This is a genomic window from Sphingomonas psychrotolerans, assembly GCF_002796605.1.
Lineage (GTDB): Bacteria > Pseudomonadota > Alphaproteobacteria > Sphingomonadales > Sphingomonadaceae > Sphingomonas > Sphingomonas psychrotolerans.
Map to the genome: position 1 here is coordinate 2815770 of NZ_CP024923.1, position 20667 is coordinate 2836436.

Consider the following 20667-nt stretch of genomic DNA (forward strand, 5'->3'; position numbering starts at 1 on the left):
TCAAACGGGAGTGCGGCCGAACGACGGCGGCCGGTCGGCAGCCGCGCGGCCAAAGGCGCGATTGGGCGCGCGCGCCATGGTGAAGCGCAGGGTGCCGCCCTTTGCGAGCTCGGCATGCGAAATCCAGCTGCGCGTCCAGGGGCCGCCGTTCCAATGGACGGCGACGACATAGGGTGTGTCGGGGCCGTTGCCCGGCGCCTCAATCACCAGTTTGCGCCCCGCTCCCACGCGAAGTTCAGCACGTTCGAACAAGGGCGAGCCGAAGACATAGGCCGCCTCGACCGGATCGACCGGATAGAAGCCCAAAGCCGAAAAGACGAACCACGCGCTCATCTGCCCGCAATCGTCGTTGCCGATGATGCCGTCGGGGTCGTTTTTGTACATCTCGGTGCACAGCCGGCGGACGATCGCCTGTGTCTTCCACGGGGCGCCTGCAAAAGCATAGAGATAGGGCGCGTGCTGATCCGGCTCGTTGCCGTGCGCATATTGGCCGACCAGACCGGAAATGTCCGGCGGAGCATTGTCGGGCAACGTCGACGGAGCGCTGAACAATGCGTCGAGCTTCGCTTCGAACTTGGCATCGCCGCCGAGATGCGCGATCAGGCCGTAAATATCGTGCTGGTTGAGGAAGGTCGCCTGCCAGCCATTGGCCTCGGTATAATCGCGCCAGTCGGGCTCGGGCATATGGCCAAGCTGGATCGGGTCATAATCCTTCCACCAATTGCCGTCGGCGAAGCGCGGACGAGCGAAGCCGATCCTGCCATCGATCACGTTGCGCCAGTTGCGCGAGCGCCTGAGCAGCCGATCCGCGTCGCCGCCGGCGCCCGCGGCCCGCGCAAGCCGCGCCGACGCCCAGTCGTCATAGGCATATTCCTGCGTGCGGCTGACGCTCTCGTTGACCTTGTCGGCGGGCACGAAACCGAGGCGATCGTAGAGATCGCGGCCGCGGCTATTCTCCTTGTCCGGCGCGGCAAAATCAAAGCTGCGCTTACGGATCGCCGGCCATGCCGCGCCATAATCGGCCTCGACCCCCTTGGCCTGCGCCTCGGCCAGCGGCACGACCCCGTGCCAGCCAATCATCGTGCCCGTCTCCTTGCCCTGCAGCGGCCAGACCAGAGGCCCGAAAGGCGATTGCGCGGTCTGACGGATCAGATCGTCGATCAGTTGCTTGGTCCGTTCGGGCTGGACCAGCGTCAGCAGGGGATGCAATGCGCGATAGGTGTCCCACAGCGAGTAGCTGCTATACGCTGCGCCGTCGGCGGGCGCATTCTGCACCTTGCCGTCGAGCCCGGGATAGCGGCCGTCGACGTCCGAAACCAGGGTCGGCGCCACTTGGGCGTGGTAAAGCGCCGAGGACAGGATCGTGCGCTGATCGGTGGTGCCACCCTCCACCCGGACCACGTCGAGCGCATTGTGCCAATAGTCTGCCGCAACGCTACGCACGCGATCGAAGTCCCAATGCGCGGCCTCGGCATCTAGATTGGCGCGTGCCCCGGCGGCGTCGACCGCCGAGATGCCGCAACGGATCATCACTGGCGCCTTGCCGGCATCGTCATAGTGAAGCACTGCCTTGAGCCGCTTGCCCGTCACTTGCGCGGCCCCGGCAGGCTGCTCGATATCGCCGTCGCCGATCAGGGTGATGCGGTCGGGTTTGCGCGACAGCTGCAGCGCGAAGAAGATCCGCCGCCCCTTGGCCCAGCGGAACACCCGCCGCGTGCCGGTCAGCGTGCCGTCGGCCTCGATCGCGAGCATCGCCTCGTCGATCAGCGGCCGCGCGCCTTCGCGATCGAGCACGAGGTGCGAGAGGTCGACCAGCAAATGCCCCGCCCCCTTCGGAAAGCGATAGCGATGCCAGCCGGTACGCTCGGTGACGGTCAGCTCGGCCGCGACATGGTTCTCCAGCTTCACGCGGTAATAGCCCGGCTCGGCATGCTCGTCGGCGAAGCGCTGGCGGTAGCCGCTACCCGGCTTGTCCGCCGCTCCCGGCTGGAGCCGGATCGCGCCGGTGCCAGGAACGACCAGCACATCGAGCAGATCACCGATGCCGGTCCCCGAGAGATGCGTGTGCGAGAAACCGAGGATCGAAGTATCGCCGCGGTGATAGCCCGAGCAGGTCTCCCAGCGCTCCACGCCGGTGTCAGGGCTCAATTGCACCATCCCGAACGGCAAGGTCGCGCCCGGATAGGTGTGGCCGGTCCCGCCGGTCCCGATGAACAGATTGGGTTCGGCCGGCGGGAACGGCGTATGCGCACGCACGGGCAGCGCAGCGGCGGCCGCGCCGAGGGCAGCAGAGGAGAGAAGCTGGCGGCGCGTGGTCACTTCGGCAGCTCATGGGCTTCGCCGCCGAGCGTGAAATCGACCCATTGGCCGGGTCCGTCGCCGGGCTGGCCGCCGCCGACCCACAAGCGATAAGCACCCGGCAACACCCGGCGCGTGCCGTCACGCGCCACGACGCTGATGCTACGCGGATCGAGGGCGAACATCAGTTTCTGCGCCTTGCCCGGCGCGAGCGTCACGCGCTGGAAGCCGACGAGCTGGCGCTGGAGGACCGGGCTGGTGAGCGACCCGCCTTTCGCGGCCGGCGGCACCAGATAGGCCTGGACGACCTCCTCCCCCGCCCGCGCACCGCTGTTGCGGACAGTCACGCGGACCTCGACCGGCGCACCGGTGGCCGCACCCTTCGCGGTCAGCCCGCCATAGGCGAAGCTGGTATAGCTAAGCCCATGGCCGAAGCCCCAAAGCGGCGTGCCGGTGAAGAAGCGATAAGTCCGCTCCTTCATCCCGTAATCGACGAAAGCGGGCAGGTCCGAAACACTCTTGTAGAAGGTGACCGGCAAGCGCCCCGAGGGGTTGTTCGCCCCGGCCAACGTCTCGGCGAGCGCGGTGCCGCCGGCCTCGCCCGGATACCATGCTGCGAGGACCGCATCGGCCATCGCCGGATCGACCGCGACCGCGCTGCCGCTGGTCACCACCAGCACGACGGGCTTGCCGGTATCGCGCAGCGCCTGCAACAGCCGCTGCTGCGCCAGCGGCAATGCGATGTCGGTCCGGTCGCCCCCGACAAAGCCGGGGACGGTGACCTGCAGTGCTTCGCCTTCGAGATCGGGCGAGAGGCCGAGCACTGCGACCACTACGTCCGAAGCGCGCGCTGCCGCGACGGCCTGTTCGAGCAAGGGTTCGGCCGGGGGGAGCCACAACAGCCGCAATCCCTCATCCTCGCCATGATGGTCGAGCTCGAGCCGGAAGCTGTGGCGGCGGCCATCGCTGGCGAGCGGAACCTCGACGCGGGCCTTGCCGAGCGGCCCCTGATGGAGCGGCTTGCCGTCAATCCACAGCCGCACGGCGTCGTGCGCGGTGCAATCCTTCCAGCAGGCCGGAATGTCGATCGCCAGCGTGTAGCGTCCGGGCCCCGGCGGCACGAGTTCGCCGGTCCAGCGGACCGCGAAACCCTTGGCGTCAACCTCGGGTACCGGCGCGGCGCGCGTGTAATTGAAGTCGATCCGGCGATCCTGCCGCACCGCTGCGGGCGCGCCCGTGACGGTCGCGGTAGCGAAATACTCGGCTTTCAGCCCCGGTTTGCCGTCTGCGACGAAGGCGGTTTCAGGCACCACCACCGGCGCGCCGTCCGCCAGTATCGAGCCTTGGGCATAACGCACATTGGCCGCGCCGAACTGGCGGCGGATACCTTCCAGCGGCGTCACCGGATCCTTGGCGGTGCCATGATAATTGGCTTCGAGCACGTTCAGATCGTCGGCATCGGCACCGATCACCGCGATGCGACTGCCCCTGGCGAGCGGCAGCCGGCCGCCATCGTTCTTGAGCAATACGATCGCCTTGCGCGCGGCCTCGAGCGCCACCGCGCGGTTAGCGGGGGTGCCGACCGCATCTGGCGCGATCCGGTTCCACGGGCTGTCCGCGCCGAACAAGGTGCCGAGCGCGACGCGGGCCGAAAGCGCGCGGGCGAGCGCAGTGTCAATCTCCGCCTCGGTCACCAGCCCGCGCTGCACGGCCTGCGGCAACGCGGCATAAGCCGATCCGCAATTGAGGTCGTTGCCGCCCTTGAGCGCAGCGGCCGCCGCCGCCGCCCCGTCGAGCCGGTAATGGTGGAAAAGATGAATGTTGGCGACGGCGTCACAGTCCGAGACGGTGAGGCCCGTGAAACCCCAATCGCCGCGCAGGCGATCGATCATCAGCGACGGCAGCGCGCAGACCGGCACACCGTGGATCGAATTATACGCGCACATCACCGAGCGCGCCTTGCCCTCGGTCACCGCCAGCCGAAACGCCGGGAGATATGTCGATTCGAGGTCCTGCGGGCTCGGATCAACATCGAAGCCGTCACGCCCAGCTTCGGGGCCGCTGTGCACCGCGAGATGCTTGGGGGTGGCGATCACCTTGGGATGCGCGGGGTCGGGACCCTGCAGCCCTTGGATGAACGCCACCCCGAGATGCCCGGTCAGATACGGGTCCTCGCCATAGGTCTCCTGCCCCCGTCCCCAGCGCGGATCGCGGAAGATGTTGATGTTGGGCGACCAGATCGTCAGCCCTTCATAGATCCGCCGGTCGGCGCCGATCGGCCGCGCGTTGAACTTCCCCCGTGCCTCGGTCGCCACCACGTCCCCGACGCGCTGCATCAGCGCGGTGTCCCACGTCGCCGCCAGCCCGATCGCCTGCGGGAAAACGGTGGCGTAGCCGTTGCGCGCCAGCCCGTGCAGCCCCTCGTTCCACCAGTCATAGGCAGGAAGACCGGCCTCTGCATCGGCAGGCGCGGTGCTCTGGAGCTGCGCTGCTTTCTCCGCGACGGTCATCGTCGCGATAGCCTTGGCCACTGCGTCGGGATCGGGCTCGGCGCCGGCGAGCAGGATCGACAGGATCATTATTGCGGTCCCAGGGTACGAAGCGTGAGCGCGCGTTTGAGCGCGGCGGCGGAGGCGGCGGAACGGATTTCGATCGTCACGCTTTCGCCGGGCAGCAGATCGAAGCCGTCGTCGGCCGGTTGTGCCGCCACCTCGCCGAAATCGAGCATCACCGCGCGGGCGAGCAAACCTGCGGTGATCGTCACGCTTTTTCCCTCCCAGCGCGCGATCAGCCCGGGCGCCGGATAGGCCATATCCTTCGGCAATGCGCGCTCGATAATCGTGCGCGAGACGCGGCGCCCCTCGATCAGCAGCTCGGCGACGGCGAAGCTCGCCTTCGCGTCGGCCCCGGCGAACAATTCGGCATCGGCGACGCTCGCCACTTCCTGCGCACCAAGCGGTTCGAGTGCCACCGCCGCACTTTTGGTGCCGAGCGGCTTGCCGGCCATGTCGAACGCACGGACGCGCCACTCCGCGGCGATCGGCGTCGTCGCGTCGGAGACCAACGCGACGCGAGTCGCGCCGTCCTTGTGCTCGGCGACAATCGCTTGCGGCGCGAAGAAGCGCCGCGCGGCATAATGCAGCAGCTTCCACTGGCCGTTATAATCCACGCTCGCCCACGAGATCGCCGGCCATGTATCGTTGAGCTGCCAGTAGAGCGAGCCCATTGTCACCGGGCGGCATGCGCGGTGGTGGCGCGCCGCCATGTCGATCGCCTGTGCTTGGTTGACCTGCGTTAGATAGACGAGATCGTCGAAGTCACGCGCCTTGCGCAGCCTCTGGTCGAGATAGAGCTGGAGGCGTTCATTGCCTTCGCCCGCGAGGAACTTCTGATGCGCCTTGAGCACCGGGCTGCCGATCGCGAGTGGGCCTTTCCCGGCGAAACCGCGGATCGTCGACAGATCCGGCATCGCCTGAAAGCCATATTCGGACATGAAGCGCGGGCACGAATCGAGATAGCGCTCGACTGGCTTCGATCCCGACCAGACGTCCCAGAAATGGCGGTCGCCGTCCTTGTCGGTGTCGGTCGGGCCTTCATAATCGGTCGAAGGCGAGCCCGGCCAATAGGGCGTGCCGGGCGCGCGCTTCGTGACGGCCTCGCGCAGCACACGATCGAACAACACCGCCATGCCCGCGCCGATCCGCTCCTGCGCATCGGCGCCGATGCGCTTCTTGAACGCCTTGCGATCGGACCAGTTTTCCCAACCCGACAGCACTTCGTTGCCGCCGGCCCAGCCGACCACCGAGGGGTGCGGCTGGAGCCGCTCGACCTGTTCCTCGGCCTCGATCCGCACATTTTCACGGAACGGCGCGTCGGGCGGCGTCACCGATCCGCCGAACATGAAATCCTGCCAGATCATCAGCCCCATCTCGTCGGCCATTTGGTAGAACGCGTCGTCGAGATAATAGCCGCCACCCCATACGCGGATCATGTTCATGTTGGCATCGTGTGCGCTCTGGAGAACCTGACGCATCTGCGCCGCGGGCACGCGCGACGGGAAATTGTCGAACGGGATCAGGTTCGCGCCCTTGGCGAAGATCGGCACGCCGTTGATCTTGAAACCGAAGCTGCCGTCCTTGCGGATAAACTCGCTGGTGCGCAGCCCGATACGCTGAGCCACGCGATCCTCGGTTGCGCCGCCCGCGTCGAGCGTCGCCTCGACCGAGTAGAGCGGCTGCCCGCCATAGCCGACCGGCCACCAGCGTTGCGGCTTCGCGATCGTCAGCGGCGCGCTGACCCAATTTTCGCCGGCGGCGAGGCTGGCGGTACGGCTGACTTCGACCAGCTTGCCGTCGGGGCCGGTGACGCGCGCGCGCAGCGTCACGTCGGCGGGGGCGCCAGCGACGATCCGCCAGCGCGCGACCAGCCGCGCCTCGGTGTCGTTGAGCGCTTCCTGATCGACGCGGAACCCGTCGATCCGCGCTTCGTCCCACGCTTCGATCCGCACCGGCCGCCACAGGCCGATATTGACCAGCCGCGGACCCCAGTCCCAGCTGTAATGATATTTGGGTTTGCGGATATAGGGCGAGGTCTGCTTGCCCTTGGGCTCGTCGCCGAAGGCCGAATCATATTCGCCCGGCAGCGGATTGGCTTCGGCGAGCACCATCGGCTGGAGGGTGCCGATCGGCGAGGCGATGCGAACGATCAGTTCGTTGCGGCCGAGCTTCAACGCCGCCTTGGCATCGACTCGCCAGCGGCGATGCGCGTTGTCCGCGGCGAGCAACTGCTTGCCGTTCAGCGTCGCGGTGGCGAAAGTGTCGAGCCCGTCGAACACCAGTTCGACATGGTCGCGCGCCAGCATCGCCGGAGTCACTTCGATTATCTTGCGGAACTGCCAGTTGGTCAGCCCGACCCATTGGATGGGCGCCTCGTTGATCCCTTTGAACGGATCAGGGACGCGGCCAGCGGCGATCAAATCCTGCTGGACGCTACCGGGGACGCGCGCGGGGAACCATTGCGCTTCCTTCGGGTGTTGCCCGACCTTCTCGGCGTCCGCCGGATCGATCCGCACCTCCCAGGCGCCATCGAGCGACACCGCCTCGCGCGGGGCCGCAAAGGCGCAGACGCTGGCGAGGAGCGCGGGCAGCAATGCGAGCGCCCGCGCTCTCACTTGGCGGACTCGCGCAGCGTTGCCCGCTCGACCGCGTAGAAGGGATCCGAGAGCGGCGAAGTGAACTGGAAGCATAGATCCTCGTCTCCTGCCATTGCCGGCAATGTACCCGAGAAGCTGAACTGCGTCGGCGCGGTTTTGGGGTCGGGCAGCGGGAAGCTGGCGACGACGATCGGCTTGATCGTCTTGTCCTTGGCTGCGGCGATGCAGCGCGCCGAGATCACCAGCTCGCCATGTGTGGTGACGTTGAAATGCGAGCGCAACGCCCTGGCTTCGTGCGCCAGCCCGTAATGCCGGGCCAGCCGCGCGACATCGACCGTGAAGCTTTTCGCCACGTCGAGCGGCGCCGCCGGATAGGCGCTGCAGGTGTCGAACAGATTGACGTTGAACACCGGCGCGTTTTCCGTCGCCTCCGATGTCAACGGCACGCGCAGACCGAAGGCGCCGCGCGGACAGGCGACCAGCTCCGAGCTCGTCTTGGTGAGCAACGCCGCCCGGCTGCTGTCGAAGCTGCGCGGACGGGCGGTCGTGTTGCCCGCGGCATCGAATGCGGCCGCCTGGATCGTCACACCCGGCTTGAGCGACAGCGGCGCCTTGTACGCAGGCGATTTCGCCGTGGGCACCTTGCCGTCGAGCGTATAGCGGATCGTGCCATAAGGCGCTTGCGTCGCCAGCGCGACGCGCACCCGGTTCGCGCGGAGCGCCTCGCCCGGCGTGCCTTCGAGATGATACCCCACTGCGAAGGCGCTGTCGGCGACTTCCACCCCCGAGCGCCGCCAGCGCTGGATCTGTGGATCGAGCCGGCCAAGGAAGCTCGTAAAGTCGCGCTTCTCTTTGGCCGACCACGTGATCTCGGCGATCGCGGCGGCGCGCGGGAAGATCATATGCTGCACCTGATACGGCGTCGCCAGATATTCGCTCCACGCATTGCCCTGCGCACCGAGAATATGCTTGGCGTTCGCGGCATCGATGCCCGCGGGCATCGGCTCGTATTTATAGACGTCTGCAAGCGTCTGGATCGAGAGGCGGCCCGGCGGCTCGTCGCTGCGGTCGCTCTGCAGGCTGTCGAGATATAGAGTCGGCGCCGGAGTCAGCACCACGTCGTGATTCTGGTTGGCCGCGTCGACCGCACCCTTCTCCCCGCGCCACGACATTACCGAAGCCGAAGGCGGCAGCCCGCCTTCGAGGATCTCGTCCCAGCCGATCAGCCGCCGCCCCTTGCTCGCCAGATAGGTGCCGAACTCGTCGATCATCCAGCTCTGCAGCTGGTTTTCGTCCTTGAGCCCAAGTGCCTTGATCTGCGCCTGAACCCGTGGCGAGCGTTCCCATTGGTCCTTGACCGCCTCGTCGCCGCCGAGATGAATATAGCTGCCCGGGAACACCGCCACTACTTCGTCGAGCACTTCCTTGACGAAGGCGACACCCTTGGGTCCGGGATCGAACAGATAGGGATTGACCCCCCAATCGTGCGACACTTCGGGCCGGTCACCGAACACCCCGAACTCGGGATAGGCGGCAACGAGCGCCTGGGCATGGCCGGGCAGATCGATCTCCGGAACGATGGTGATGCCGCGTTCGGCGGCATAGGCGACCAAAGCCTTGAGCTGCTCCTGCGTGTAGAAGCCGCCGACCTTTGCTCCCGGCGCGCCGCCGGTCGAGGGCGGGGTGCGCCATCCGCCGATCTCGGTGAGCTTGGGGTAACGCTTCACTTCGAAGCGCCAGCCCTGATCGTCGGTGAGGTGGAGGTGCAGTGTGTTGAGCTTCACCGAGGCCATCTGATCGACCACCGCGTAGATCGATTCGATCGGCTGAAAGTGGCGCACCGGATCGAGCATCAGACCGCGCCAGCCGAAGCGAGGCGCATCCTCGATCGTCACCGCCGGCACCTTGACCGGCTTGCCGAAGCCGCGATCCGGACTCAGCAGCTGCGCGACGGTCATCGCGCCATAGAGCAGCCCGCGGTTTCCCGAGGCACTGACGCGGATGCCCTGCCCGTTCACCACGAGGCGATAGGCCTCGTCCCCCTGCACCGAGGCGTCGCGGACGAGGGTGATTGCCCCCTTGCCGACGCGCGACGCCAGCGTGAGCCCGCGCTCGATCTTCACGTGCGCGGCGAGCACGCGCGCCGCGGCCGTCGCGCCCGCATCGCCCGGCACCACGCCGACGATGGCACCGTCGCTTATTGTGAAGCTGCCCGTCTCGCGCACGATCGATTGGGGGAGAGGCGTCAGCGGAAGCGGATCGGCGGGTTGCGCCACTACCGCGGAACCGCACAGCAACACTGTCCAACCAAGATGACGGACCTGCCGCACTCCAACAACCTGCATCACGCACCCCTTACTGGCGCCCGGAGACGCGGTTCTTGGATGTAACCAATATGGGTCCTGTCACACAATAGCTACCTTCGCAGCAACGCTTGTTGAGCGTGCCTCGATCGAGGTCCTGCCGCCAAGGAGGATGGGGACCAATATGAATCCACATCCATCCCATTGCTCCAACGGGGCTGTTGCGATAGCGTCCCTCCCAACCCGGGGCGACGGCTGCAGGGGGCACCGTAGGGGAGGATTGATGGCATTCTCGGATCAGGTCGGGCGTTTCCGCGAGGATAATCCATCTCCGCTCTATCTCCAGCTCCAGCAGCTCATCCGCGACGCGATCAGCTCCGAGGTTCTCACTCCCGGCAATGCGATCCCGCCTGAACGCGATCTCGCCGTCGAATATGAGGTGGCGCGGATCACGGTGCGCAAGGCGATCGTAGGACTGGTCGAGGAAGGCCTGCTCACACGGCGGCGCGGCGCCGGCACCTTCGTCACCGGCCGCGTCGAAAAGAGCTTCTCCAAGCTCTCCTCGTTTACCGAGGACATGGCGGCGCGCGGCCGCAAGGCGAGTAGCAGTTGGATCTCGCGCGCGCCCGGTCAGGTGAACCCGGAAGAGGCAATGATGCTGGGACTCTCCCCCGGCGCCCCGGTATTGCGCTTCGCGCGCATCCGGTTTGCCGATGACGAGGCGATGGCGCTCGAATTCTCGACGATCGCCGGTTACTGCCTCTCCTCGGTCGATATGGTCCAGGACTCGCTGTACGGCGCACTCGAAAAGGCCGGAAATCGTCCCGTCCGGGCGCTGCAGCGGCTCCGTGCAGTGCCCTTCGGCAGCGAGCATGCCAAGATGCTCGGGGTCGACCCCGGCCATCCCGGGCTCCTGATCGAACGGCGCGCCTTTCTGCGCGATGGCCGTCCCGCCGAAGTCACGCGCTCTTATTATCGCGGCGACGCCTATGATTTCGTCGCCGAGCTCAGCGACATCTAGCGCGACTTTCCCGCACCCAGCCCAGTTGGAGTCTTAAGTAATGGATCGCCGCGAACTTCTTCTCGGGGGCGCCGGCGCCTTGCTCGTCACGCCGGCAAGCGCAGGTGCTGCGGCGACGCGACCCGAGGCCGACGGCGGCGACGGCTTCCCGATGCCACCGGCGCGACGGCTTCTGCCGGCGCGGCTTCCCCAGTCCGATCCTTCGCGCACGCTCCTCGAGCTCGGCTGGCGTTTTCACGAAGGCGACATCGCGGTGTCCGAACCCCAGGGACATCATGAAACCTATATGAGCGTGAAGGCCGGCAATGCGCCCGGCGCCGCAGCTATTGCTTTCGACGATTCGGATTGGCCCGAGGTGCGGCTGCCGCACGACTGGGCCGCGGCCCAGCCGTTCGTCGAGACGGCGAACGTCTCGCAGGGCTATCGCCCACGCGGCATCGGCTGGTACCGCCGTACGCTGCGCCTCGACCCCGCCGATCGCGGCAAGGCGATCGAGCTCCATTTCGACGGGATCGCGACTAACGCGACGATCTGGGTCAATGGCAGCGTCGTCGCGCACAACTGGTCGGGCTATAATAGCGTCCATGTCGATCTGACGCCGTTCGCGCGCTTCGGCGAGGAGACGAACATCATCGTCGTGCGCGTCGATGCCAACGCCAAGGAAGGCTGGTGGTACGAGGGCGCCGGCCTTTATCGCCATGTCTGGCTGGTCCGCCGCGCGAGCGTGGCGATCGTCAGCGACGGCGTGCACTGCGATCCGCGGCGGGCACCCAACGGCAGCTGGCGCGTGCCGGTCACTGCGACCCTCGCCAGCATCGAGCGCGGCCCCGCAACCGTGACGGTCGAGGCCAGCCTGCTCGACGCCGCTGGACGCGAGGTCGCGACCGGACGGACGGAGGTGACTGTCTCCACGCTCGATCGCGCCAAGGCGGAAGTGGTCCTCGATGCCGGCAGCCCCGCGCTCTGGTCGGTCGAGACACCGACGCTCCATACCGTGCGCACCCGCGTGCTGCGCGACGGCGTGGCGGTCGACGAACGCCGCATCGTGATCGGCTTTCGCAGCGTGCGCTTCGATGCCGACAAGGGGCTGTTCGTCAACGATGCGCCGGTCAAGCTCAAGGGCGTGTGCCTGCATCAGGATCATGCCGGCGTCGGCGTGGCAGTGCCCGATTCGCTGCTCGCCTGGCGCCTGGAGCGATTGAAGGCGATGGGTTGCAACGCGATCCGTATGTCGCACAACGCGCCTACTGCCGAATTGCTCGACTGGTGCGACCGGATGGGCTTCCTCGTCATGGACGAGAACCGCATCTTCAATCCGGCACCCGAATTTCTCACCCAGCTCGAATGGCTGGTGCGACGCGATCGCAACCATCCCAGCGTGATCCTGTGGTCGGTGTTCAACGAGGAGCCGATGCAGGGCACCGAAGCCGGGGTCGAGATGGTGCGGCGGATGTCGGCGGCGGTCCGCCGGCTCGACGACAGCCGCCCGGTTACCGCCGCGATGAACGGCTCGTTCTACAATCCCGCAAACGTGTCGAGCGTCGTCGATGTGATGGGGTTCAATTATTATCAGGCCGATTACGACAAGTTCCACCGGCTGAACCCGACCAAGCCGATCACCAGCTCGGAGGACACCAGTGCCTTCGAAACCCGCGGCGCCTTCGCGACTGATTCGGCCGGACACGTCATCACGTCCTACGACACCGAAGCGGCGAGCTGGGGCGGCACCCATCGCGATACGTGGAAGGAAATCGCCGCGCGGCCGTTCGTCGCCGGCGGCTTCGTCTGGACCGGATTCGACTATCACGGCGAACCGACCCCGCACGCCTGGCCGACCATATCGAGCTTCTTCGGGATCCTCGATCTGTGCGGCTTCCCCAAGACCGCGTTCGATATTCACAGCGCGCACTGGATCGACGACCGGCCGGTCGTTGCGATCACCCCGCACTGGACATGGCCGGGGCGCGAGGGCGAGCCAGTCAAAATATTCGTCGCCAGCAATGCCGAAACAGTGGCGTTGCGCTTGAACGGTCGCGACCTCGGCGTTCAGCAGGTCGACCGGATTATGGGCAATGAATGGACCGTTCCCTATGCCGCCGGCCGGATCGAGGCCCGCGCGATGCGCGGCGGTAAATTATTGGCCACGGCGGTGCACGAAACCGCCGGCAAGCCGGTAGCGCTGCGGCTGACGCCCGCGCGCACCGTCATGGCCGGCGACGACGAGGACGCCCAGCCGATCACGATCGACGCAGTCGACGCCCGCGGGCGGCACGTCCCCACCGCCAATCTGATGACGCACTTCACCGTCGAAGGCGCGACGCTCCTCGGGGTCGGCAATGGCGATCCCAACAGCCATGAGCCCGAGCAATTCGCCAGGCCGGCGGGAACGCGCGCGCTGTTCAACGGCCTTGCGCAGTTGATCGTGCGCGCCGGCACCGGCCGGGGGCGGATCACCGTGCGCGCCACGGCGGAGGGACTGAAGGCGGCGATGCTGGTGATCGACCGTGCCGATGTCGCGCCGCGTCCGCAGATCGCGGCGACACCGCCGGCGGCGATGCAGCTGCGCGAGTGGCGCCGCTCGGCGGCCTTCGCCGAGCGACCGGATCCTGCCCTCGCCCCGGCCGATGGCGACAATAACAGCTGGGATGTCGTCCGCAGCGGCCAGCCCACCCCCGCCGAGGCCAAAACGGGGTGGCGCATCTATCGGGCGCGGGTAACGCCGTGGAAGCGCATCGCCGCAAACGGGGGCGTGATCACTTTCGAGGCAATCAGCGGTCGCGCCGAGCTGTGGGTCGACGCGACGCGCATCGCCGTCAAGGACAGTCCGGAGGCTGCGCCGCTGCGCGCAGCGATCGCACCGGGCGTGGGGCCGCGCACGGTCGTGCTGCTCCTCGAAGCGCCAGCGGGCCAGCCTTCGGGCATCCTCGGCCCGGCGGGGATTGCCGCGCGCTGACGCCTGCAGCGAGACGCCCGAAACCCGCTCTCCCACTACGCCTCAGTACACCGGACACCCTGAACCGCGAGCATCGCCGCGGCCATATCGCCGCGGCCGGTGATCTCGACACCGTCGAGGGCGAGCCAACCCGCCATGCGTTCGAGCTCCTCCATCAAACGCGCCGGCGCCGCGTCCGGTGCACCGGGCTCAGAATGGGCGCTCTGGACGACGAGACGGCCTGCTTTGCGATCGGCCTTGAGGTCCACGCGCGCGACGATCCGCTCGCCCAACAGGAAAGGCAGGACATAATAACCGTGCACGCGCTTCTCGGCCGGCGTGTAGATTTCGAGGCGATAGCGGATGCCGAACAGCCGTTCCGCGCGGCTGCGTTCCCAGATCAACGGGTCGAACGGGGCGAGCAGCGCCTGACCGGCCACGCGGCGCGGCAGCGTGGCATCCCTGTGCAGATAGGCCTGCTGGCTCCAGCCGCGAACCTGCACCGGCAGCAGCGTCCCCTCTTCCACCAGCTCGGCGATCCGCGGAAGCGCGTCGGCGGGCTTCTGGCGGAAATAGTCGCGCAGATCGCCCGCGGTGGCGATGCCGAACGCGGCGGCCGCACGCGCGAGGAGCGCCCGATGCGCATCGGCATCGGCGGGGGTGGGCTGCGCAAGCACGGCGACGGGAAGGACGCGCTCGGGCAGATCATAGACGCGTTCGAAGCTGCCCCGCCGTGTCGCCGTGGTGATGCGCCCCGCCCAGAACAGCCATTCGAGCGCGCTCTTGGTATCGCTCCAGCCCCACCAGCCGCCGGTGCCGCGGGTCTCGGCGATATCGGAAGCGGCCAGCGGCCCCTCGGCCTCGATCCGGGCGAGCAGTGCCTCGGCCTCGCCACGTTGTTCGCCCGCCCACCGTCTCATGCCACCCCAGATCGTCTCGCCGCGCTCGGCGCGCCCCATTCGCCAACGCAGCAGCGGGTGGAGTTCGAGCGGCAAGAGCGAGGCCTCATGCGCCCAATATTCGAAGAGGCGGCGGGGCTTGCCCCAGGCCAGCTGGTCCAGCAGATCGCGCGGATAGGCGCCCAGCCGCGAGAAGAGCGGCAGATAATGCGCGCGCGTCAGCACGTTGACGCTGTCGATCTGGTGTAGCTGGACGCGGCCGATCACCCTGGCGAGATGCGCAGGCCCGATCCCGGCTGATGGGCGCGCTTTGCCAAAGCCTTGGGCATGGAGTGCGATCCGGCGCGCTTCGGCCGCAGAAAAGACTTGCTTCAAGATCGTGCCTCCGAGCCGGTCCAGTCGACGCCACGGCAAGACACCCTATCGGAACGCCCAGCGCAGCGTGCTCGCGATCCCGCTTGTGCCGAACCGGACGACCGGCGCCGCAAGACCGGGACCCGCGAGACCGTGCATCCGGCGTGCCCAGGTGGGTAGCAGATCGACCGCCGCCTGAAAGGTCAGCGCCTGAAACGGCTTCATCGCCAGATTGGGCGCCGGCTGCGAAAGCACGAGCCGGGCGACTTCGCGGGTGCGTTCGTCGGCGACGAGTTCGCGCCGCATGGCGTCGATCAGGGCGTCGGCCCCGGCGCGACTGCGGGGGATCGTATCCGCACCCAGTGCCTCGGCAATGCGCGCGAACTCGGCGAAATAGCGGTCCTGATCGCGCAGCGACATGCCGGGCTCGGCATAACGGCGCCAGGCGTCGAGGAAGCTCACTGCTTCGGTGACGTGCACCCAGGCCAGCAAGCGGGGATCGTCCGCAGTGTAAGGCGTGCCGTCGGGCAGGATGCCGCGCACCCGGGTGTGGACGTCGCGAACCTTGGCGATGATCGCTTCGGCGTCTTCGCGCGAGCCATAGCTGGTGACCGCGATGAAGCGCGCGGTACGACGCAGCCGGCCGAGCATGTCGCCGCGGAAGCTCGAATGATCCCAGACGCCGGCAAGCACTGCGGGGTGGAGCATCTGGAGCAGCAGCGCCGCGACTCCGCCGACCATCATCGTCGTGACATCGCCATGCACGCGCCACACCGTTGATTGCGGACCGAACAGTCCATCGGGACTGCGCACCACCGGTTTCTCGCCGCGGCTCTGATCGTTGAACACCGCGCGCACCTGTCCGATCAGCGCGGATTTGAAGGTGCGGGCGGCTCGGCTGGCGGGACTCATCCGCTCAAGCTAGGGCGCCGCGCGTGTTCGACAAGCCGGGAGGCGCGACAATGCGCACGCTTACGCAGACAAATCGGGAGCAAAAGCGGCCATTTTGGTGACGCAACAAGGCGTGGATTGACCAAGTCCCTCCCGCAGTGCAGCAACATCGGCCATGGCAAGTCTCGCGATCGCAAACAATCCCGACATCCGCTTTCTGGGTCGGCTTCTCGGTGACGTGATCCGCGCTTATGGCGGCGAAGAGCTGTTCAAGCGCATCGAATATATCCGCGCCACCTCGGTCGACCGGCATCGCGGCGTCGCCGGCGCAGGCGCGATCGATTCGGGGCTCGACCGGCTGAGCCTCGACGAGACGCTCGATTTCGTCCGCGGCTTCATGCTCTTCTCGATGCTCGCCAACCTCGCCGAAGACCGTCAGGGCGTCGAGACCGAGGCAGAGGCCGACATGGGGTCGGCGCTGGTGCGGTTGCGGGAGCATGGTATCGGCCACGATGTAGTCATGGCCCTCCTCGAGCATGCGCTGGTCGCCCCGGTTTTGACCGCACATCCCACCGAAGTGCGCCGCAAATCGATGATCGACCACAAGAACCGCATCGCCGAGCTGATGGCGCTCAAGGATCGCGGAGTCGAGGAGACCGAGGACGGCGACAAGGTCGAGGAGGCGATCCTGCGCCAGATCGCCTTGCTCTGGCAGACCCGCGTCCTGCGCCGCGAGAAACTGGGCGTCGCCGACGAAGTCGAGACGGCACTCTCGTATCTGCGCGACGTGTTCCTGCCCGTCCTCCCGGCGCTCTATGCCCGCTGGGACCGCGCGCTGGGCGAACGCGCGCCCAGCTTCCTGCGCGCGGGCAGCTGGATCGGCGGCGACCGCGACGGCAACCCCTTCGTCACGGCCGACTCGATGAAACTGGCGCTGGCGCGCTCGGCCGAGACGGTGCTCGCTTATTACATGGAATCGGTCCACGCGCTCGGCGCCGAGCTGTCGATCTCGACCGAACACACCAGGGTGAGCGACGCCGTCCTCAAGCTCGCCGAGGCCAGCCGCGACGCCGGCCGCAGCCGCGAGGACGAACCCTATCGCCGCGCGCTCACCGGCATCTATGCGCGGCTTTCGGCAACGCATCAGAAGCTCACCGGCAAGCCTGCCGCCCGGCCGGCCCCGCTTCAGGCCGAACCCTATGCCGAGCCGACGCAGTTGCGCGAGGAGCTGGCCTCGATCGCGCGCGGGCTGGCGGCCGAGGGCGACGGACCGCTGGCGAGCGGCGGCGCGCTCGGCCGGCTGATCCGCGCGGTCGAGACGTTCGGTTTCCATCTCGCCACCCTCGACATGCGCCAGAACAGCGCGGTGCACGAGCGCGCCGTCGCCGAATTGCTCAAGGCCGCAGGCGCGTGCGACGATTATGCCGCATTGTCCGAGGAGGCACGGGTAAAGCTGCTTCGCCACGAGCTGGAGAGCCCGCGCCCGCTCACCAGCCCTTATGCCCAATATTCGGAAGAGACCGCGTCAGAGCTCGCCATCGTCCGCGCCGCCGCCGAGGCGCATGCGAAATACGGCCGCCAGTGCATCACCCATTATATCGTCTCGATGGCGCAATCGGTGTCTGACCTGCTTGAGGTCCATGTGCTGCTCAAGGAAGCGGGGCTGTACATCCCCGGCGCGCAGCCGCAGGCGCACATCATGGCGATCCCCCTGTTCGAGACGATCGCCGATCTCGAGGGCGCGCCGGCGATCATGGCGGCGTGGCTCGACCTGCCCGAAGTGGCCGCGATCGCGGCGAAGCGCGGGCATCAGGAAGTGATGATCGGCTATTCCGATTCGAACAAGGACGGGGGGTATCTCACCTCGACCTGGCAGCTCTCGCGCGGATCGACTGCGCTCAAGCCGGTATTCGAGAAAGCCAATCTCGCGATGCAATTGTTCCATGGCCGCGGCGGCGCGGTCGGGCGCGGCGGCGGATCGAGCTTTGCGGCGATCCTCGCCCAGCCGCCGGGCACCGTGCAGGGCCGCATCCGCATCACCGAGCAGGGCGAAGTGATCGCCGCCAAATACGGCACCCGCGCGAGCGCGATGACCAATCTCGAGGCGATGGCGTCGGCGACCCTGCTCGCCAGCCTCGAGCCCGAACAGCTCGCGCCAGCCGATGCGGAGCGCTTCGCCGCGGCGATGGACGAACTCTCGGCAACCGCGTTCAAGGCCTATCGCGGGCTGGTCTACGGGACCGAAGGCTTCACCACCTATTTCCGCCAGGCAACGCCGATCGCCGAGATCGCCGGGCTCAAGATCGGCTCACGCCCGGCCAGCCGCAAGAAATCGGACGCGATCGAGGATCTGCGCGCGATCCCCTGGGTGTTCAGCTGGGCGCAGGCGCGGGTGATGCTGCCGGGCTGGTATGGCGTCGGCGCGGCGATCGAGGCGTTCGTCGACAAGGGGCTGCTGCGCGAGATGGCGACGGGCTGGCCGCTCTTCGCCTCGACCCTGGCGAATATGGAGATGGTGCTCGCCAAGTCCGACATGGACATCGCGCAGCATTATGCCGCCCTGGTCGAAGACGGGGACCTGCGCGACGCGATCTTCAGCCGCATTCACGACGGGTGGAAGACGACCCATGACGGGCTACTGACCGTGACTCGCCAGACCCGCCTGCTCGAGAAGCATCCGGGGCTGGAGACGTCGATCCGGCTGCGCACGCCGTATATCGAGCCGCTCAACCTGCTCCAGATCGAATTGCTCAAGCGCCACCGCGCGGGCGAGGAAGACGCGCGCATCGGCGAAGGCATCCTGCTGTCGATCAACGCGATCGCCACGGCACTGCGCAACAGCGGGTAAAGACCAGTGCTCCTGCGAAAGCAGGAGCCCAGAGTCGCGATCGCGGACCTTTGTGATCCTGGGCTCCTGCTTTCGCAGGAGCACGGCTATTCGAGAAACGGCGCCGCCACTTCCGGCGGCACGCGCACCAATCGTCCGGTGGCGCGATCGAGGATCGCCCAGGTGGTCTTCGCCTCGACGCGGACCTTGCCGTCGGCGCCGGTGAATTTCATGTAGCGATTGAACCGCGCGCCGCGCGGCGGCTCCTGCACCCAGGTCTCGGCGGTCACCGTCTCGCCTTCGAGGACACTGCCGCGATAATCGATCTCGTGGCGCGTGATCACCCAGATATAGGCGTCGTGATGCCCGGGAGCGGCGATCGCGTGCCAATGCGCCACCGCGACGTCCTGGATCCACTTGACCCATACGGCATTGTTGACGTGGCCGAGGATGTCGATGTCCTCGGGGCCCGCGGTGATCGTGGTGGTGTAGGGCGTCATGCGCAGGGGTCTAGCGCAGCCGTGATTTCGATGCGAGCGCCCCTCAGCGGATCGCGGTGCAGGCGATCGGCGGCAGGCCGGGCGCAGTGAAGCTGATGTCGCTGCCTTTGCCGCGCAGCTCGTATCCGCCCGCCGCATACAGGATTCCGGAGGCGACACGCTGGCCCCGCAGGGTCGCCAGTACCTTGCCGCCGCGCGAGACGGTGACGCGATCCTTGTCGGGGTCGAACCGGGCGACGAGGCGCGAACCGTCCATGCAGCGATAGCGCGCGGTCGAGCGATTGTCCTCGGTCGGCCGCGGCGAGGGCGCTATCTCGGGCCGCGGCTTGATGTCGGTGCTGCGGATGCGCCAGCGGCGTTGGTCTGCGGTAGCGCCGTCGATGTCGGCGGTACGATGGAGCGTCACCGAGCCGCGCATGTTGAATTCGCGCGCGCCCTGTTTGAGCCGGCCATAGACCTGCACCGGCACGGTCACGTAGCGCTGCCCCGCGCCGGCATCGATCCGGCCCGGCGCGCCGATATTGGCGTGATATTCGGAATAGCGGCCAAAGCTCGCGGCGAACGCGCGGGCGTCCATGCCGGCGCCTCCCGGCTCCCATAGCCGATACGCCTGGCCGTATTTGCCTTCGCCGAGCAGCGCATAATAGGTCTGCACGACATTGGCCGCGCCCTGCGCGCTGTCTTCGGTGAACGGGGCTTCGCTGACCGGGGTTCTGTCGTCGTCAAGTCCGCCCGGCTGGCCCGGCGCCGGCGGATTGAGCGGCGCCGGACTTGCCGAAGGCTCCGGGGCCGGCGCCGGGGCCGGCGTGTCCGCGGGGAGCGCAGCCACGTCGTTTCCGGGCACGGCCGCATTGCCGGGGGTCGTGGCATTTTCGGCGGGCTGGGACGAACAAGCGGCAAGCGTGAGGAGCAACGGCAGAGTCAGGCGCATAGGATGATCCATGTCAGGCAGCGGGCGACGAACGCGCCCGCCGCCGCGCCTGTTCCTCAGTCCGGGAGAGGACGATTGCCGACGAAGCCGAGCCGTTCGACTCCGGCGCGCTTGACCACCGCCAGCACGCCGTCGAACCGGTCGTAACGCGCATCGGGATCGGTGTTCATGTGGAGCACCGCCGCCGTGTCGCGCTGCATCGTCTCCAGCAGCCCCGGCAGTTCGGCGTCGGCGATCCGGCGGCCATCCCAGAACAGTGCTCCGCCGCGATCGATGCCGAGCTGGTGCGGCCGCTCTTCAACGATCAGCCCCGGGCCGCTGGGCAAGTCGATGGGCACCTTGTGCGTGGCGATCGGAATGCTGAGGATCATCACGATCAGCAGCACCAGCATCACATCGATGAACGGCGTCACGTTGATCGCGCTGAACGGAACGGGCTCGGGGACACGCGCGGCCTTGACCATGGCACCTCTCCTTTGTTGTTATGATGCAACGTATCATGACCGGAGAAGTTGTCCAGAGGGGCGATCAACCCCACGTCATCCCGGCGCACGCCGGA

At 67.3% G+C, this 20667-nt stretch carries 12 protein-coding genes; 3 read left to right on the forward strand and 9 right to left on the reverse strand.

What is annotated here, in order from left to right:
• The 4 genes from CVN68_RS12640 to CVN68_RS12655 are packed head-to-tail and all read right to left on the reverse strand — an operon-like array spanning nucleotide 1 to nucleotide 9795.
• Nucleotides 1-2319: a GH92 family glycosyl hydrolase gene (locus CVN68_RS12640; protein WP_100282523.1), complete on the reverse strand. Its 2319-nt coding sequence runs from the start codon at nucleotides 2317-2319 to the stop codon at nucleotides 1-3.
• Nucleotides 2316-4877 carry a glycoside hydrolase family 3 C-terminal domain-containing protein gene (locus CVN68_RS12645; protein ID WP_100282524.1) on the reverse strand — a complete coding sequence of 854 codons (2562 nt, stop codon included), beginning with the start codon at nucleotides 4875-4877 and terminating at the stop codon, nucleotides 2316-2318. The genes CVN68_RS12640 and CVN68_RS12645 overlap by 4 nt, the downstream gene beginning before the upstream one ends.
• Complete coding sequence (locus CVN68_RS12650) at nucleotides 4877-7468, reverse strand: beta-mannosidase (RefSeq protein WP_100282525.1); 2592 nt, start codon at nucleotides 7466-7468, stop codon at nucleotides 4877-4879. Before CVN68_RS12650 ends, CVN68_RS12645 begins: the two co-directional genes overlap by 1 nt.
• On the reverse strand, nucleotides 7465-9795 hold the full coding sequence (locus tag CVN68_RS12655) for a beta-N-acetylhexosaminidase (RefSeq protein WP_100282526.1): 2331 nt from the start codon (nucleotides 9793-9795) through the stop codon (nucleotides 7465-7467). The genes CVN68_RS12650 and CVN68_RS12655 overlap by 4 nt, the downstream gene beginning before the upstream one ends.
• Before the next feature lie 241 nt (nucleotides 9796-10036).
• On the opposite strand from CVN68_RS12655, the gene CVN68_RS12660 reads away from it, so the two are divergent.
• Nucleotides 10037-10774 (forward strand): GntR family transcriptional regulator, encoded by a 738-nt coding sequence (locus CVN68_RS12660; RefSeq protein WP_100282527.1) that lies wholly within the window; start codon nucleotides 10037-10039, stop codon nucleotides 10772-10774.
• Nucleotides 10775-10814: 40 nt separating this feature from the next.
• Nucleotides 10815-13727: a beta-galactosidase GalA gene (galA, locus tag CVN68_RS12665; protein ID WP_100282528.1), complete on the forward strand. Its 2913-nt coding sequence runs from the start codon at nucleotides 10815-10817 to the stop codon at nucleotides 13725-13727.
• A gap of 35 nt (nucleotides 13728-13762) precedes the next feature.
• Here the strand turns inward: galA and CVN68_RS12670 are convergent, their stop codons facing one another.
• Nucleotides 13763-14980 (reverse strand): winged helix-turn-helix domain-containing protein, encoded by a 1218-nt coding sequence (locus tag CVN68_RS12670; protein WP_100284384.1) that lies wholly within the window; start codon nucleotides 14978-14980, stop codon nucleotides 13763-13765.
• A 45-nt stretch (nucleotides 14981-15025) separates the two neighbouring features.
• The gene (locus CVN68_RS12675; protein ID WP_100282529.1) at nucleotides 15026-15871 is read right to left on the reverse strand and encodes an oxygenase MpaB family protein; all 846 of its coding nucleotides are present in this window, start codon (nucleotides 15869-15871) and stop codon (nucleotides 15026-15028) included.
• Nucleotides 15872-16025: 154 nt separating this feature from the next.
• Between CVN68_RS12675 and ppc the strand changes: the two genes are divergently transcribed.
• Nucleotides 16026-18698 (forward strand): phosphoenolpyruvate carboxylase, encoded by a 2673-nt coding sequence (gene ppc / locus CVN68_RS12680; RefSeq protein WP_100282530.1) that lies wholly within the window; start codon nucleotides 16026-16028, stop codon nucleotides 18696-18698.
• A gap of 86 nt (nucleotides 18699-18784) precedes the next feature.
• On the opposite strand, the gene CVN68_RS12685 is transcribed toward ppc, so the two are convergent.
• The 3 genes from CVN68_RS12685 to CVN68_RS12695 are packed head-to-tail and all read right to left on the reverse strand — an operon-like array spanning nucleotide 18785 to nucleotide 20572.
• Nucleotides 18785-19177, reverse strand: coding sequence for an acyl-CoA thioesterase (locus CVN68_RS12685; protein WP_100282531.1), 393 nt, complete (start codon nucleotides 19175-19177; stop codon nucleotides 18785-18787).
• Between the two features lie 43 nt (nucleotides 19178-19220).
• Complete coding sequence (locus tag CVN68_RS12690) at nucleotides 19221-20108, reverse strand: MliC family protein (RefSeq protein ID WP_233503333.1); 888 nt, start codon at nucleotides 20106-20108, stop codon at nucleotides 19221-19223.
• Nucleotides 20109-20164: 56 nt separating this feature from the next.
• The gene (locus CVN68_RS12695) at nucleotides 20165-20572 is read right to left on the reverse strand and encodes an ExbD/TolR family protein (RefSeq protein WP_100282532.1); all 408 of its coding nucleotides are present in this window, start codon (nucleotides 20570-20572) and stop codon (nucleotides 20165-20167) included.
• Nucleotides 20573-20667: the final 95 nt, after the last annotated feature.

Excerpts from the sequence above, each read along its gene's own strand:
- CVN68_RS12675 (WP_100282529.1), bottom strand. The coding sequence starts at position 15,871 with ATGAGTCCCGCCAGCCGAGCCGCCCGCACCTTCAAATCCGCGCTGATC.
- CVN68_RS12645 (WP_100282524.1), bottom strand. The coding sequence starts at position 4,877 with ATGATCCTGTCGATCCTGCTCGCCGGCGCCGAGCCCGATCCCGACGCA.
- CVN68_RS12685 (WP_100282531.1), bottom strand. The coding sequence starts at position 19,177 with ATGACGCCCTACACCACCACGATCACCGCGGGCCCCGAGGACATCGAC.
- CVN68_RS12695 (WP_100282532.1), bottom strand. The coding sequence starts at position 20,572 with ATGGTCAAGGCCGCGCGTGTCCCCGAGCCCGTTCCGTTCAGCGCGATC.
- galA (WP_100282528.1), top strand. The coding sequence starts at position 10,815 with ATGGATCGCCGCGAACTTCTTCTCGGGGGCGCCGGCGCCTTGCTCGTC.
- CVN68_RS12690 (WP_233503333.1), bottom strand. The coding sequence starts at position 20,108 with ATGCGCCTGACTCTGCCGTTGCTCCTCACGCTTGCCGCTTGTTCGTCC.
- CVN68_RS12655 (WP_100282526.1), bottom strand. The coding sequence starts at position 9,795 with ATGCAGGTTGTTGGAGTGCGGCAGGTCCGTCATCTTGGTTGGACAGTG.
- CVN68_RS12660 (WP_100282527.1), top strand. The coding sequence starts at position 10,037 with ATGGCATTCTCGGATCAGGTCGGGCGTTTCCGCGAGGATAATCCATCT.
- ppc (WP_100282530.1), top strand. The coding sequence starts at position 16,026 with ATGGCAAGTCTCGCGATCGCAAACAATCCCGACATCCGCTTTCTGGGT.